Annotated in this window: 16 protein-coding genes and 1 tRNA gene; 10 read left to right on the top strand and 7 right to left on the bottom strand. The window is 55.5% G+C overall.

Features of this window, described 5'->3' with window-relative positions:
* Positions 1-54: 54 nt before the first annotated feature.
* From WDB70_RS11750 to WDB70_RS11740, 3 genes are all read right to left on the bottom strand, one after another.
* The gene (locus tag WDB70_RS11750; RefSeq protein WP_406664547.1) at positions 55-1602 is read right to left on the bottom strand and encodes a methyl-accepting chemotaxis protein; all 1548 of its coding nucleotides are present in this window, start codon (positions 1600-1602) and stop codon (positions 55-57) included.
* A gap of 95 nt (positions 1603-1697) precedes the next feature.
* Entirely contained in the window at positions 1698-2858 is a 1161-nt protein-coding gene (locus tag WDB70_RS11745) for a TonB family protein (protein WP_406664545.1), read from the bottom strand.
* Complete coding sequence (locus tag WDB70_RS11740) at positions 2842-3225, bottom strand: BlaI/MecI/CopY family transcriptional regulator (protein ID WP_406664543.1); 384 nt, start codon at positions 3223-3225, stop codon at positions 2842-2844. Before WDB70_RS11740 ends, WDB70_RS11745 begins: the two co-directional genes overlap by 17 nt.
* Positions 3226-3412: 187 nt before the next feature.
* Between WDB70_RS11740 and WDB70_RS11735 the strand changes: the two genes are divergently transcribed.
* Positions 3413-4405 carry an isopenicillin N synthase family dioxygenase gene (locus WDB70_RS11735; RefSeq protein WP_406664541.1) on the top strand — a complete coding sequence of 331 codons (993 nt, stop codon included), beginning with the start codon at positions 3413-3415 and terminating at the stop codon, positions 4403-4405.
* Between the two features lie 16 nt (positions 4406-4421).
* Positions 4422-5582, top strand: coding sequence for a trans-sulfuration enzyme family protein (locus tag WDB70_RS11730; protein ID WP_406664539.1), 1161 nt, complete (start codon positions 4422-4424; stop codon positions 5580-5582).
* 42 nt (positions 5583-5624) lie between these two features.
* Here WDB70_RS11730 and WDB70_RS11725 read toward each other — a convergent pair whose 3' ends face one another.
* A complete protein-coding gene (locus tag WDB70_RS11725) occupies positions 5625-6419 on the bottom strand; it encodes a 5'-nucleotidase, lipoprotein e(P4) family (protein ID WP_406664537.1) in 795 nt (264 codons plus the stop codon).
* A gap of 230 nt (positions 6420-6649) precedes the next feature.
* Between WDB70_RS11725 and WDB70_RS11720 the strand changes: the two genes are divergently transcribed.
* Complete coding sequence (locus WDB70_RS11720) at positions 6650-7009, top strand: DUF3192 domain-containing protein (protein WP_406664535.1); 360 nt, start codon at positions 6650-6652, stop codon at positions 7007-7009.
* Between the two features lie 15 nt (positions 7010-7024).
* Positions 7025-7270 (top strand): hypothetical protein, encoded by a 246-nt coding sequence (locus WDB70_RS11715; RefSeq protein ID WP_406664533.1) that lies wholly within the window; start codon positions 7025-7027, stop codon positions 7268-7270.
* Between the two features lie 25 nt (positions 7271-7295).
* Here the strand turns inward: WDB70_RS11715 and WDB70_RS11710 are convergent, their stop codons facing one another.
* A complete protein-coding gene (locus WDB70_RS11710; RefSeq protein WP_406664531.1) occupies positions 7296-8090 on the bottom strand; it encodes an SDR family oxidoreductase in 795 nt (264 codons plus the stop codon).
* A gap of 111 nt (positions 8091-8201) precedes the next feature.
* Between WDB70_RS11710 and WDB70_RS11705 the strand changes: the two genes are divergently transcribed.
* From WDB70_RS11705 to WDB70_RS11690, 4 genes are all read left to right on the top strand, one after another.
* Positions 8202-8275: transfer RNA gene (locus WDB70_RS11705), tRNA-Gly, on the top strand.
* Positions 8276-8379: 104 nt separating this feature from the next.
* The gene (zntR, locus tag WDB70_RS11700; RefSeq protein WP_406664530.1) at positions 8380-8787 is read left to right on the top strand and encodes a Zn(2+)-responsive transcriptional regulator; all 408 of its coding nucleotides are present in this window, start codon (positions 8380-8382) and stop codon (positions 8785-8787) included.
* On the top strand, positions 8771-9799 hold the full coding sequence (locus WDB70_RS11695) for an SO_0444 family Cu/Zn efflux transporter (RefSeq protein WP_406664528.1): 1029 nt from the start codon (positions 8771-8773) through the stop codon (positions 9797-9799). The genes zntR and WDB70_RS11695 overlap by 17 nt, the downstream gene beginning before the upstream one ends.
* An 87-nt stretch (positions 9800-9886) precedes the next feature.
* On the top strand, positions 9887-10714 hold the full coding sequence (locus WDB70_RS11690) for an HDOD domain-containing protein (RefSeq protein ID WP_406664526.1): 828 nt from the start codon (positions 9887-9889) through the stop codon (positions 10712-10714).
* Positions 10715-10760: 46 nt separating this feature from the next.
* Here WDB70_RS11690 and WDB70_RS11685 read toward each other — a convergent pair whose 3' ends face one another.
* A complete protein-coding gene (locus WDB70_RS11685; RefSeq protein WP_406664524.1) occupies positions 10761-12518 on the bottom strand; it encodes a protein-disulfide reductase DsbD in 1758 nt (585 codons plus the stop codon).
* On the bottom strand, positions 12518-12838 hold the full coding sequence (cutA, locus tag WDB70_RS11680; protein ID WP_406664522.1) for a divalent-cation tolerance protein CutA: 321 nt from the start codon (positions 12836-12838) through the stop codon (positions 12518-12520). The genes WDB70_RS11685 and cutA overlap by 1 nt, the downstream gene beginning before the upstream one ends.
* 124 nt (positions 12839-12962) lie before the next feature.
* On the opposite strand from cutA, the gene WDB70_RS11675 reads away from it, so the two are divergent.
* The gene (locus WDB70_RS11675; protein ID WP_406664520.1) at positions 12963-13412 is read left to right on the top strand and encodes an FxsA family protein; all 450 of its coding nucleotides are present in this window, start codon (positions 12963-12965) and stop codon (positions 13410-13412) included.
* Between the two features lie 123 nt (positions 13413-13535).
* Entirely contained in the window at positions 13536-13832 is a 297-nt protein-coding gene (locus WDB70_RS11670) for a co-chaperone GroES (protein WP_406664518.1), read from the top strand.
* Positions 13833-13838: the final 6 nt, after the last annotated feature.

Here is a 13838-nt window from a genome sequence, read left to right as displayed (position 1 = left end):
CAACAATAGAACAGTGTCTCAATCGAATAAAATCATAAAATATGATTGAAAGAATCACCTATTCCGATTGCTTTGCTGGCTGGTATAACCGACCCGAAACCCACCCCAATGCCGGCCTTCTACGTAAATGGGTGCTGAGACGTCATGCATGACTTCACCGGTGTCGCGTTTGTAGGTTTGTAGCAAAAAGGGTTCGGTGTGTTTGCCACAGCGACTGCCGGTGCGGTCATCAAAAATACGCTTGGTGCGGTTATTGGCCATGTCAGTTTCTTTGTTACCGGTCAGCGGTTTACTGAAGCGTTGGTTATGCGTCGGGAAATAACCATTGACGTCAACTGCACCGGCATAAATGGCGTCTTTATGCTTGGCCAGCAAGGGCTCTTGAATAGCCGGGAACAGGCTGTCAGTCAGCTTGTCGAAGGTGCTGTGATATTTCACCGGGTCGGTATTTTCAATAGGGGTGTAGTGGAAGTTGAATAAGGCCTGCTGAGTGATCTGGCCGCGGCTGATGGCCTGCTCCAGTGCCTGGCCAATGGCGGCAGCCCCTTCGCGAGCCATGGCGGCCATCTGGGTATGGCGATTGTCGAGCTGACAGCCGCGCAGGGCCACAAAAATTTGCTCGGCACCGGTAGCCAACTCATAAATGCGCTGGGAGGCCTCGCTGATGGAGGATTCAATCGAGCCCATGGATTGATGCAGCTCGGCGACATAATCACTGATCCCACTGCTGTCATTACTGAGGCTCTGTTGCAGCTCTGCTAGACCCTGCATGGCCTGTTCGGTACTGCCCATAGCTATGGAAATATGGCTAAGCTGTTCGGCCAGTTCATCTATTTGCCCACCGATCCGGTTTTCCACTTGATCCAGGGCGGTCATAGCTTCAGCCATGGTGGTGGTCAAAGAGGCCATTTCTGCCAAGCGTTTTTCGATATTATCGGTGGCCTCGCTGGTTTGCCGGGCGAGGGTCCGAACCTCATCGGCCACCACGGCAAAACCACGCCCCTGATCACCGGCCCGGGCGGCTTCAATGGCGGCATTGAGTGCCAACAAATTGGTTTGGTCCGCCAGTTTATTAATGACATCGGTAATATTGGCAATGGAGGCCGATTGTTCGGTCAGCAGCTGTGCTTGTTGCTGGGCGTCATGCAAGCGTTGGCGTTGTTCCTGGCGTGCTTGCGATAGCTGTTGTAGACCTTGTTCACCGTGCCGGGTAGCCAGCAAAGCAGAATTCATGGCTTCATTACTTTGTTCAGTGGCACTGCTGAGCTGGCCAGCGGCGTCTTCCAATGTACTGACGCGCTGCAAAATGTTTGCCGCTAACTGGCGCTGACTATTGAGGTGGCCGCCAATACCATCGACAAAATGAGAGGCGTTGGCGGAATCAATGGCCATATTACTGGCGGCGGTGCTGATCGGTTCGCAGTCAAGTTGCGCCTGCTCCGGGGGGGGCGCTGCTGCGGTGGGGGTGGGGTAATACAGAATGGCGGGGATAGCCGCCGCTAACAGTACCGTCAGCCAAGGTAAGGCCGGCCACCACAGGCTAATGGCTACAAGCAGTGCCGCAGCCAACCATTTACCTGCCCAAAGCCAGTATTGGCGCATCCTTATATTCCCCAATTTTTGCTAATAAACAACAGTCTAGCAAAGCTCGCAAGAGAAGATAGCGTTGCTAAAAAAGCCGCCTGGGGCGGCTGTTGTTACCGAGCTATGTGGATTTGTTCTGGCTGCCCTGGTGTGGGGGCAGGGTTCTCCATAGCAAAGTTGATTTGTACTTTGACATTCTTCTTGCCGTGGGGGCTGGCATGGTAATGCCACTGGTTCAGTGCTGTCAGGGCCGCCTGGTCAAAAACCCCGGCAGGCTTAGAGGCAATAACGCGGGCGTTATGCACAGAGCCATCAGCGCGGATGTCAAAGTTCAGTTTGACGAACCCGGTTTGCTTTGCCTTGGCTGCGTTGGCTGGGTAACTTGGCTCTGCCCGGTATAAAGGCTTAATGACTTTAGCGTCAGTGACATTACCGGCACTGGCTACACCTACACTCAGTGCCAGGCCACAGGCCGCCAGGGCCAGTGTGCGAATGCGGTGATATACCACCGGCGGTTGCAGTTGTTTCAATCGTGTCATCAGGTTTTCCTTGTTGTTGTGGTAATGCAGGAGTATCAGTCCACCGGTTACCGGTGGCGCCATGCTGTGAATAAGTGCTCTGCTGTACGCGACCCGCGTTGCTTTGTTTTGGCCATTGAGCACAGCGGCGTCACAGGCCAACTCCTGGTCGTCCCGAAATTTCATATATGCCAACCAAAACAGGGGGTTGAACCAGTTGGTGGCTAATACTAATAAGGCCAACAGATTCCAGTAGAGATCGCCCCGGCGCCAGTGCTTGTATTCATGGGCGAGGATCAGTTGCTGCTGTGTGGCACTAAAGCGCTGTTCAAAGTCGGTCGGCAGGATCAGGCGTGTCCATAACGGGCCAATCAGTACGGGGCTGGCGAGCTGGTTATGGCGGCAAATCGCAGGGCCAGCTGGGTTGGGGGTGCTATTTCGGCAATAGTGATAATAAAAGTAGCCATGCTGCGCAACGACCACTACCAGCAGTGCAATCGCGCCAGTCAGCCAGAGGTAATGCAGCCAGGGCTGGTGTTGTGAGAGCGCAGCCAACTGCTTGTTGCCTGCGCTTAACAAGGGGTTGGTGGTAAAAGTGGTGACAGGAAGTGCCACGGTACTGAGCAACAGCTCTATCAAGCCGCTCAGCGGCACTAATGCCCATAGTGCATATTGCCCTTGTGCGCCCAGTAATTGCCTGAGCGGTTTGCGACTGAGCAACAACACTAACAGCAACAGATTAATGGCGATCATCATGGTTTTGCTCCCAGTCATCAATGAGTTGCTTGAGGGCGTTGATATCTTCCTCGCTTAGGGCTTTATCTTTGGCAAAACCGGCTACTAGCGGGCTGAGCCGGCCGCCAAAGAGCTTATCCAGCAAGCCCTGACTTTGACTTTTCACATACTGCTCACGGGCTATCAGCGGGTAATAAAGGTAGCGTCGCTGCTCTTTTTCAAAGCCCACACAGTTTTTCTGTACCAGCCGATTCAGTAGAGTCTTGACGGTTTTTTCATGCCAGGGTTTACGGTGGCTAAGCCAGGCCACAACGTCACTGGCAGGCACAGGTGCTTGTGCCCAGAGTGCTTCGAGTACTTCAAATTCCGCATCAGTTACGTTATTCACCGAAACTCCGATTACATTTGTAATTTCCCATATTGATTACACTTGTAATCAATTCGGTCAAGCGTTTTTTATGCCGCCAAAGTAAGTTCTTATATTTTTATTTTAAATAACTAATAGCTATTTATTCTTTATGGTTATATGGGTGTCGCAGTAGCATGCCGCCATTCGTAACAAGGTGGAGGGTGTGATGACTGAATTGGCTCTGCCAGTACTGGATCTTCAACAGTTGCAGGGAGGCGGCGAGGCACAGCAGGCCTTTTACCGGCAGCTGCGGTTGGCCGCTCGGGATGTGGGGTTCTTTTACCTGACCGGCCATGGCCTGAGCTTGGCGCAACAACAACAGGTGCTAAGCCTGGCTCGGCAGTTTTTTGCGCTGCCGGCGGCAGCCAAGGCGCAGGTGCAGATGATCCATTCACCGCACTTTCGAGGCTACAGTGCCATGGCCAGTGAAGTCACCGCTGGTCAACCCGATCAGCGGGAGCAATTCGACATTATGGCTGAAGACGCTGCCATCGACACCTTACAGGCCCCTTGGCAGGGGTTGATCGGCCCCAACCAGTGGCCGCCAGCATTACCACAGATGAAAAGCCAGTTGTTGGCCTGGCAGCAAGCGTTGAGTGATATCACCGTTACGCTGTTACGGGCTTTCGCTGTGGCACTGGAACAACCGGCGACGATTTTTGATGACAACCTCCGGGGCGGCCCCTATCAACACATGAAGCTCATCCGTTACCCTGGCGGCGCTGGTAGTGCTCAGGGTGTTGGTGCGCACAAGGACCCGGGCTACCTGACACTGGTGATGCAAGATCAGCAGGCTGGCCTGGAAGTCAAAACAGAGCAGGGTTGGCTGCCAGTGGCCCCTTTGCCCGGCGCTTTTGTGGTTAACATCGGCGAGCTGCTCGAGCTGGCATCCGATGGTTATCTGCGGGCAACGTTGCATCGGGTCGTCAGCCCGGCAACTGGGGTTGAGCGGCTATCCTGTGCGTTTTTCATGGCCGCGCAGCTGGCCTCAACAGTTCCGTTACTGGACTTGCCGCCGCACTTGGCTGCACAGGCCAGAGGGCCGCAAAGCGACCCGGCTAACCCGTTATTTTATGCAGTAGGCGACAACGTCCTTAAAGGCCGGTTACGATCACACCCCGATGTGGCTGCCCGCCATTACCGCTCAACGGCAGCCTGATGTGGATGGAGAGAGCATGAAATTCAAAACCCTGAGCGTACATGCCGGTCAGCGTATCGACCCGCAAACCGGTGCATTGACGACGCCGTTATACCAAAGCAGCACCTTCAGCTATGGTACTGCGGCCGAGGGCCAGGCGCGTTTTGCCGGTCAGAATCCCGGCTTTATTTACAGCCGTTTTGCCAACCCCACCACCGCTGAACTGGAACAGAAACTGGCGCGTCTTGAAGGGGCCGACGAAGCGTTGGTGCTGGCTTCCGGTATGGCGGCGGTGTCGGCGATCATGTACGCGCTGGCAGACAGTGGCGATGAGGTGGCCTTTGTCGACCCGCTCTATGGTGGTACGGATGCCTTTTTACAGCAGACACTGGTGCGTGCCGGTGTGACGGTGCGTCGTTATAGCTCGGATCAGGCGCTGCTGGACAGCATTACCCCGGCGACCAAAGTGGTGCTGTTTGAAACCGTCACCAACCCCAACCTGAAGGTGGTGGATCCGCACAAGGTGGTGGCAGCAGCGCAAAAGGTTGGCGCTCTGACGGTGTGTGATAATACTTTTTTGACCCCTTATCTGCTGCAACCGCTGGCGCTTGGCGTTGATTTAGTGATGCACAGTGGCACCAAATATCTTGGTGGTCACGGTGACATCATTGCCGGTGTGGTGGCCGGGCGTAGTGAATTAATGCAAAAGGTGCGTACTGTTGCACTCAAACACATCGGCTCGCCTATCGGCCCGCAGGAAGCCTACCTGCTGCAGCGCGGCGTCAAAACCCTGGCTCTACGCATGGATGCCCACCTGCACAATACCGAGCGGGTAGCGGCCTTTTTGGCTGAACATCCGGCGGTCGCGGCGGTACGTTACCCGGGCCTGGCCAGTCACCCCGGCCATCAGGTGCTGGCGGATATCAGCCGCGGCTTTGGTGGCATGATAAGCCTGGAACTGGCAGGCGGCTTCGCCCGCTGCAGCCGCTTCCTCGATAAGCTGACGCTGTTTACCCAGGCGGTGAGCCTGGGCGATCTGGAAAGTCTGGCGTGCCATCCGGCCAGCACTACTCATGCCGCCATGAGCGCGGCAGCGCGCCAGGCTGCGGGTGTCAGTGACGATTTGGTACGGCTCAGTATCGGCGTTGAGGATGTCGACGACCTGATCGCCGATCTGGATACGGCGCTGCGTGCCTGAAGACGAAAAACCCGCCAGCTGGCGGGTTTTTACTTATTACACTTACTTACCTGACCAACCGTGCAGGCTGTCTTTACGCAGTTTGTCTTTGCCAGCGCTGTCTAACTGGTAATAGCCTTTGCCGAGGCCGGGCTCCCAGTCGCCGTAGGCCGGGTTGGGCAGCAAAATAAACTGCTGGCCAAAGTCTGCTTTGTGGGCATCAACAATGGCGCGACGCTTGTCATTAAGTTGATGATAAGTATGCAGATCTGGAAAGTCGTTGAGGTTGTCACCCATCATCAACACCACCTGATAACCGTCTTTACGCACAGCGTTGAGCCGTGGCGCCTTGTCAGAGGTGGCGCCTTTAAGGCGCAGTGTCAGCTTGGTGACATTAGGAAAGCCGGCTTTTTTCAGGTTCTTGGCGGTTGCGTCCCAGGTGCGCTCAGAGCGGTTTGACACATAGAACATGGTGCCGCCATGGTCGGTTACATACTGGGCAAACGCGACGGCGCCGGGCAAGGCGGCGGTTTGAATGCTATTAACCCAGGCATCCCAGGTGGCCTGGCTGTAGCCCTGATGGTGTTGAATTTGCCAAGCCGCGTAGGGGCCGTTATCAAGCATGGTTTCATCCAGATCCACCATCACCGCCAGCTTGCCTTGCTTACTGCTGCGGGCTTGATCAAAGGCCATACGAGCCATATTGAAAGCCTGGTAGCACAGCGCCCGGTATTCACCGGACTGCTGCATCCATAATACAGCCTGGACATTTTGCTGGCTGAGATCCACCGCCGGGCCTTTGGCCAGGGCAGTGATAGAAAGCAGTGCCAAAGGAACTGCCAAAAACAGGGATTTCATGAGAGCCTCAGAGGGTATTGATAGTGCGCCCTATTGTAATCACCGGTCTGGCTATTACCAGCGTTAAACCCCACTGCTACTTTGGCAGTGGTGAAAAACACTACTTGTTGGCATTGTTACCTAGTTGAAAGCATTCGGCCTGGCAGTAATGTCATTTAAGAACAGTAACTTACCAAGGTGGCAAGAACATTGCTGTGAGCTGGTTACTGCTAACTAAGGAGAATAACAGCATGTCCAAGACGTCTTTTGCCCGCCTGGCGACACTGGCGGTATTGATTTTACCCTTGTCGGCTTGTGTAGTGGTGGCTGATGGCGGCGATGGTGACCGTGGTGACAGCATTCACCATCAGGAAAAGGAAAACCGCCAGAGTATTGCCGGTTTGCAAACCGGTATGACACAGGCGGCGGTACTGGCCAAGATGGGTACACCGGCATTTGACGATCAGCTTACCGACGGCCATCGGGTTTTGTTCTATCGTACCCAATGGAAGCATGGTGATGGTGCTACCACCCGTGACGAGTGTACGCCGCTGATTTTCGCTGATGGCAAGCTGGTCGGCTGGGGGCAGTTAGCACTCAATAAGCTGTAAACAAAGGAGTTCGTTATGGCTCAATCAACGATGGTAGTGTTGATTGTCTTTATCGCTGTGGGCTTGCGTTTGCTGTACAAAACCTATTGTCGGCACCTGGATATGCAGGAGCGTATGGCCGCCAGCAATGCCAGCCTGGACCAACACAACAGCGCTCTGCACGACAAAATTGCGACGATGGAAGAACGCATTCGTGTGCTCGAAGCCATCGTGACCGACTCGGGGTATCAGGTCAGTAAAGAGATTGATTCCCTAAAGTGAAAAACGCCCCGGCCGGGGCGTTTTTTTATGCTTGCTGCATGGCGTTGGCAATATCACTCATGGCACTGGAAACGCCCGCCAGTGACCAGCCGCCATCAACCGGCAACACCACACCGCTGATGTAACTGGCCAGTGGTGACGCCAGAAACAGGGCGGCATTGGCGATGTCTTGCGGACTGCCCTGGCGGCGCAGTGGTACCGACTGCTCCACCGCCCGTTGCAATGCCGGGGTGGGGGCCAGTCGCGCCATCCCCTCGGTGCCGGCGATGGGGCCGGGCACCAATGAATTGACGCGGATACCTTCCTGGCCCCATTCCATGGCTAGGGTGCGGGTGATCATGTCCACACCGGCTTTGGCGGCACAGACATGGGCCTGCAAAGCCATTGGCACAAAGGCCTGGGGTGCAGAAATGTTGATGATCACCCCTGGGCGGGCCAGATGCGGATAGGCTGCTTTCATCACGTGAAAAGTGCCGTTAAGGTCAATATCCACTACCGCTTTAAAGCCATTGCTGGATAAATCCTTGGCGGCAGCGGGAAAGTTACCGGCGGCGCCGCTTACCAGCACATCAATCGGCTGACCAAACTGCTGGCGGGCCTGGGCCAGTGTGTCGCTGACCGCGTCAGCATCGCGCACATCAACGCTGTAACCCAAAGCCTGGTCGCCTAACAGCGCCTGGGCCTGTGCTACTTTGCCCGGATCGCGGCTGGCGACAGCAACTCTGGCACCCGCTTTGGCAAAGCCCTGGGCAATACCGAGGTTGATGCCGCTGGTGCCGCCCATAACAAAAACGGTCTTGGCGGTAAAATCGAATGACATGGGTGAGCCTCCTGTACACATCGTACCAGTCTACTGTGTTGCCGGCATTCTAACCAGTTAGCCGTGAAAGGCTTTTCAGCAGGTAAAAAATCCCTATAATCGTGTGCCTGTGCGGGTGTAGTTCAATGGTAGAACGGCAGCTTCCCAAGCTGCATACGAGGGTTCGATTCCCTTCACCCGCTCCATCTTCAATAAAAAGCCGCCCAATGGGCGGCTTTTTTGTTGCCGGTTGACTCTGGAGCTTAGTCCAGCGTTATGCTGTCAGCACGATAGTTGATGGACAGCAGTGATGAAAATTGGCGAATTGGCAAAACGCGCCGGTGTCAGTGTTGATACGCTGCGCTTTTGGGAAAAAGAAGGGTTGATCAGCGCTGAGCGGGGCACCAATGGCTACCGTTATTATGGCGATGACAGCTTGATCACCCTGCAGTTTATTTTGTCGATGAAATCGCTGGGCTTTTCGCTGGGAGCCATAGCCGAGCTATTAGCGGTGCGGGTAGAAAAAGACAGCCATACCTGTGCCGAGGTGAAATCGCTGGCAGAAGCTCACCTGGCTGATGTGGAACAGCGGCTGGCACAATTAACCCGTATTCGCCGGGCGCTGGGCAGCATGATTAACGCCTGTTGTGGTGGTAATGAAGCCGCCAGTCACTGCAGTATTTTGGAGGCGCTGGAAGCAGATGAACTTGCTGACTAATTTCTGGGACTTGTTGCTTGATGCCGCTCCTTGGCTGCTGCTGGGGTATCTCTTTGCGGCGGTGATCAAGGTCTGGTTACCGGGTGACTTACTGAGCAAACACCTTGGTCAGGAAAACAAGCGCAGTGTCTTTAAGGCGGCGTTATTCGGTGCGCCTTTACCGCTGTGCTCTTGTGGCGTGCTACCAGCGGCTATGGGGTTGCATCGGGCGGGAGCATCCAGGGGGGCTACGGTCAGCTTTTTGATTTCCACGCCGGAAACCGGTGTCGACTCGGTGGCGGTATCTTACGGTTTGCTGGGGCCGCTAATGGCCATTATTCGTCCCATTGCCGCGCTCTTTTCAGCCATCATTGCTGGCCTGTTGGCCGGCCGTGGGCAAGCGGCCAGTACGGCGGTGGAGCCGAAGAAAAGCTGCTGCCATAACCACTGCGACAGCACTGAGCAAATAGTGCCATCCAAGTGGCGTCAGGGCTGGCTGTTTGCCAGCAAGGAGTTGATTGACGACAGTGCCGGCTGGTTACTGGCCGGGCTGGTGATGGCGGCGCTGATTGTGACTTTTGTGCCAACATCTTTTTTAACCCAGTGGGGCAGTGGTCTGCCGGCGATGCTGGTCATGATCCTGATCGGTCTGCCGATGTATATCTGTGCCACGGCATCCACGCCAATTGCCGTGGGTTTGCTGGCAGCGGGGGTATCACCGGGGGCGGTGCTGGTATTTTTGCTGGCGGGGCCGGTTACCAATGGTGCCGCTTTGATGCTGGTACGCAAGGAACTGGGCAACCGAGCGCTGGTTGCCTATTTGGGGTCGGTGGCGGTAGTCGCCATTATTTTTGGCTATATCACAGATGCCTTGGCGCACTGGTGGCCTGACGGTATCATCACTGCTAACACTGGCTTAACCATGCTGCCACCTTGGCTCAGTCAGCTTGCTGCGGTGCTGTTTACCGCCTTGCTGTTGGCCAGCTTCTGGCGGCGCTGGCGGTCTGCATCTGATCAGCACGTACATTCGTAGATGCCATAGGCAACCGTGGCAAAATACGCTAGCGTCATGACAGACCTGCACGCTCGTCAACACAGCGATGGTGGGAGAGGATTTTGAATGTCGACACGAACGCTTGAGCAGTTTTTTGCCCGCCCTCAGCATCTGCCGCAAATTCCGCAGGTGGTGAAGGAACTGATTGCCACTTTTAATGAGCCCGATGCGGACATTCGCGGCGTGGCCAAGCAAATTTCCATGGATGCGGTGATCACTGCAAAGACCTTGCGATTGGCCAATTCTGCCCGCTATGGCCGCTCCCGCCAGGTTGCCACGGTCAATGAAGCGGCTGTCCGGCTGGGGCTGGATGTGCTGCGCAATATGGTAGTAGCCGCCGGCATGGTGGATCTCTATCCGTCAGTACCGCATTTTGATTTGAAAGCTTTCTGGCGCCAGTCCTTTGATGTGGGTGAGCTGTGTCGTTACCTGGCGACGAAAGTGGGCTGTGATCCTGAGCTGGCCTTTACCTGTGGCATGCTGCATAACATCGGTGAGCTGATCATCCACGCCAATGAGCCTGAGCTGGCGGCAGAACTGAACAGCCGGGTTGAAGCGGGTGAAGCGCGGGCCTATGCCGAACACGCGGTGCTGGGCTTTACGTACGCTGAGGTTGGTGCCGAACTGGCCAACCGCTGGTTGTTCCCGGAAGTCATTCAACTGGCCATTCGTAATCAACGGGTGCCATTGCTGGCGGAACCGTTCAGTCAGTTATCGGCGCTGGTTTACCTGGCCAGTTATCTGGAACGCACCGATGAGCTGGCCGATGAAACACCGGTAGACTGGCCACTGCAATTGGCCATCAAGTTGAAAGTTGACTGGGATTTTGCCCGTTCGGTGGCAGAGAAGGTCAAGGAGGAAGGTTCATCTTACATGCTGTTGCTGGATGCCTGAACCTTGCCTCTGACGATAAAAAAACGCGGCCATTTGGCCGCGTTTTTTATAGCTTATCGAGGGTCTTTAAAAACTTATCTGGCTTTTCAAAACCGGTGACCCGCAATGCCGACAGTTCCTGTCCCTGTTGGTCAAAGAACAGCAGGGTGGGCAAACCGAGGATCTGAAAGTGCTCCATCATCTGCACCTGCTCGCTGGTGCTTTCGGTGACGTCGGTTTGCAGTATGACCATCTGACTGAAGCGTTGCTGTACCCGTGGGTCGGAAAAGGTGTATTTCTCAAATTCCTTACAGGCGACACACCAATCGGCATAAAAATCCACCATTACCGGCTTGCCGGCGGCTTTGGCCTTGGCGAGCTCGGCCTGCATTTCCTGCAGGTTGCGAACCTTGATGAAATGGTGACCGGCCGGTTGTGTGGCGGCGCCAGTTACGGCTGGCGCGGCGGGGAAAAGCACCTGCTGACCGAGCCAGGCGCCGGCGTAAAGGCCGATGAACACCAGCATTGTCCGTAAGCCTTTAAAAAAGCCGGGCGCCGTACCGCTATTGGCTTGGGCCAGAAAGCCAAAGGTCAGCAACAGCCACAGTGCCCAGGCCAGTTGCTGCCAGCTGTCTGCTACCAACCGGCCTAACAGCAGGATGGGCACGGCCAGTAAAATAAAGCCAAACAGGTGCTTGATGGTTTCCATCCAGGCACCGGCCTTGGGCAGCCATTTGCCACCGGTACTGCCCAGCAGCAGCAGTGGCAGCCCCATACCCAGCGACAGGGCGTAAAGTGCCAGGGCACCCAGCAGCAAATCACCACTTTTGGCGACATACAGCAGTGCCCCGGTCAGTGGTGCGGTAGTGCAAGGACTGGCCACCAACCCGGAGATAATGCCCATTACCAGTACACCCGCCAGCGACCCGGCTTTTTGCTGGTTTGAGAGGCTGTTGAGCCGGGCCTGCAGGCCGCTAGGCAGTTGCAGGTTAAATGCGCCAAACATGGCGGCAGCCAACACCACAAACAGTACTGACAGGCCAATCAATACTGCCGGCGCCTGAAAGGCAGCCTGTACCTGTGCGCCGGCACTGGCTACCACCAATCCCAGCAGGGTGTAAGTAATGGCCATTCCCTGCACATAGACCAGTGACAACACAAAGGCGCGGCCAGTGGTTAAGCGATTACCGGCTCCGGCAATAATGCCGGTCAAAATGGGGTACATGGGAAAAACACAAGGGGTAAAGGCAATCAGCAAACCGGCCGCAAAAAAGGCGGCCAGAGTCAGCCAGAGGTTGCCACCGGCCAGCATGGCCGCCAGACGGTCTTGTTCACTTTGATAAGGCGTCGGAGCCGGGGTACTACTGCTTTGCTGGGCCACGGGGTCAACCGGCACCGACTTTCGGGTAGGGGGATAACAAAGGCCAGCCTCGGCGCAGCCCTGATAGGTCACCGTCACTGTGGCACCGGCCTGGATGTCACTCAGTGGCACAGTGAGCTGCAAGTGTTGTTTATAGATCTCCGACTTGCCAAAAAACTCATCTTCGTGCTGTAACGCCGGTGGCATGACCGGGGCTGTCAGGCTCAGGTCTTTGCCGTCAATGGCTACTTTGTCTTTGTAGAGGTAGTAACCATCAGCGATCTGCCAATCCAGCACCAGCGTTGTACCTTGCTGGCGGTAGCTGAACTGATAGGCGTCATCAACCGGCAAAAATTGCGGCTGGCCTGCCAGTAACTGCTCTGCTTTTGGAATAGGAATACCCCCACCATTAGCCTGCGCCAGTAGCGGGAGCGCGCACAGCAGCGCCAGAAGCCATTTCTTCATCACGTCTTGGTTACCTCGTTGAGCCAGGCAAGATAAGGACTATGAGCAGCAACAATCGGCAGGGCAATGATTTCCGGCACCTCATAAGGGTGGTGGCTGACAATGCAATCACACAATGCCTGAAAGTGGTGCTGTGGTGCCTTGATCAGCAGCTGCCATTCGCTATCTTCACACAGCTCGCCCTGCCAGTGGTACAGCGAACTGACCCCACCGAGAATATTGACACAGCCCGCCAGCCCGGTGTTCAGGGCCGCTTCGGCGACCGTCTTGGCACTGGTATGATCCGGGCAAGTGCACAGTACTACTACAGTATCGGTCATGTTGTTCTCCGTAAAACCTCAGCAGCACTACCATAACCGCTTCACGGCGGTGGCTTAAGTTGCTGCCCTTGAAAAGAGAACGGTTTGCCCCCAACTTTCTTTCAGACCCGTTACCGGAGGCCCCATGTTTGGCCGACTTTTTCTGCTTTTTCTGATCATCCCTTTTATTGAAATCACGTTGCTGATCAAGCTTGGCGGGGTGATCGGCGTGGTGCCAACGGTGGCCATTATGGTGCTGACGGCCATCATCGGCGCGCGGCTGGTACGCCAGGCTGGTTTGACAACCTGGATGGAAGCACAGCGGCGTATGGCCGCCGGTGAAGTGCCTGGCCAGCAACTGGCCGAAGGTGTTCTGCTACTGATTGCCGGGGTGATGTTGCTGACCCCCGGGCTGCTGACAGACCTGGCTGGCATCATTATTTTGATCCCGGCGATACGTGCGCGGCTGGCACGTAATATGGGCCGCTTTGTGGTGGTCAGCTCGGTAACGCCACCCATGGGAGGCCGCGCCGAGCCAGGATCGCGGCCACAAAGTGGTGACACCATCGAAGGTGAATTTGAACGCAAAGAATAAAAAATTTTTTGCTCAGCTCTTGGAATCCTGTGGGGCGTCCCCATATGGAGGACATCAACCGGTTTGGCCCATCCGGGCCATTTTCAAAAACGTTAAAACACAGACGTTTAGGAGAACTCTCAGATGAAACTGCGTCCTTTGCACGACCGCGTCATCGTCAAACGCATCGAAGTTGAAGCCAAGTCTGCTGGCGGTATCGTACTGACCGGCTCCGCTGCCGAGAAATCCACTCGCGGCGAAGTGCTGGCTGTCGGCCAGGGCCGTGTGCTGGATAGTGGCGATGTAAAGCCACTGGATGTAAAAGTGGGTGACAAGGTCATCTTCAACGACGGCTATGGCGTGAAAACCGAGAAGCTCGACGGCGAAGAAGTGCTGATCATGAGCGAGTCCGACATCCTTGCCATTGTCGACGGCGAATAACTCCCT

This window comes from Gallaecimonas aegicerasi, assembly GCF_045291545.1.
Lineage (GTDB): Bacteria > Pseudomonadota > Gammaproteobacteria > Enterobacterales > Gallaecimonadaceae > Gallaecimonas.
The sequence above is the reverse complement of the archived record's forward strand: the minus strand, read 5'-3'. Positions and strand labels throughout refer to the sequence as shown.

Bases quoted from the DNA above. Each gene is read 5' to 3' on its own strand.
- WDB70_RS11750 (WP_406664547.1), bottom strand. From the start codon at position 1,602: ATGCGCCAATACTGGCTTTGGGCAGGTAAATGGTTGGCTGCGGCACTG.
- WDB70_RS11745 (WP_406664545.1), bottom strand. From the start codon at position 2,858: ATGATGATCGCCATTAATCTGTTGCTGTTAGTGTTGTTGCTCAGTCGC.
- WDB70_RS11735 (WP_406664541.1), top strand. From the start codon at position 3,413: ATGACTGAATTGGCTCTGCCAGTACTGGATCTTCAACAGTTGCAGGGA.
- WDB70_RS11730 (WP_406664539.1), top strand. From the start codon at position 4,422: ATGAAATTCAAAACCCTGAGCGTACATGCCGGTCAGCGTATCGACCCG.
- WDB70_RS11725 (WP_406664537.1), bottom strand. From the start codon at position 6,419: ATGAAATCCCTGTTTTTGGCAGTTCCTTTGGCACTGCTTTCTATCACT.
- WDB70_RS11720 (WP_406664535.1), top strand. From the start codon at position 6,650: ATGTCCAAGACGTCTTTTGCCCGCCTGGCGACACTGGCGGTATTGATT.
- WDB70_RS11715 (WP_406664533.1), top strand. From the start codon at position 7,025: ATGGCTCAATCAACGATGGTAGTGTTGATTGTCTTTATCGCTGTGGGC.
- WDB70_RS11710 (WP_406664531.1), bottom strand. From the start codon at position 8,090: ATGTCATTCGATTTTACCGCCAAGACCGTTTTTGTTATGGGCGGCACC.
- zntR (WP_406664530.1), top strand. From the start codon at position 8,380: ATGAAAATTGGCGAATTGGCAAAACGCGCCGGTGTCAGTGTTGATACG.
- WDB70_RS11695 (WP_406664528.1), top strand. From the start codon at position 8,771: ATGAACTTGCTGACTAATTTCTGGGACTTGTTGCTTGATGCCGCTCCT.
- WDB70_RS11690 (WP_406664526.1), top strand. From the start codon at position 9,887: ATGTCGACACGAACGCTTGAGCAGTTTTTTGCCCGCCCTCAGCATCTG.
- WDB70_RS11685 (WP_406664524.1), bottom strand. From the start codon at position 12,518: ATGAAGAAATGGCTTCTGGCGCTGCTGTGCGCGCTCCCGCTACTGGCG.
- cutA (WP_406664522.1), bottom strand. From the start codon at position 12,838: ATGACCGATACTGTAGTAGTACTGTGCACTTGCCCGGATCATACCAGT.
- WDB70_RS11675 (WP_406664520.1), top strand. From the start codon at position 12,963: ATGTTTGGCCGACTTTTTCTGCTTTTTCTGATCATCCCTTTTATTGAA.
- WDB70_RS11670 (WP_406664518.1), top strand. From the start codon at position 13,536: ATGAAACTGCGTCCTTTGCACGACCGCGTCATCGTCAAACGCATCGAA.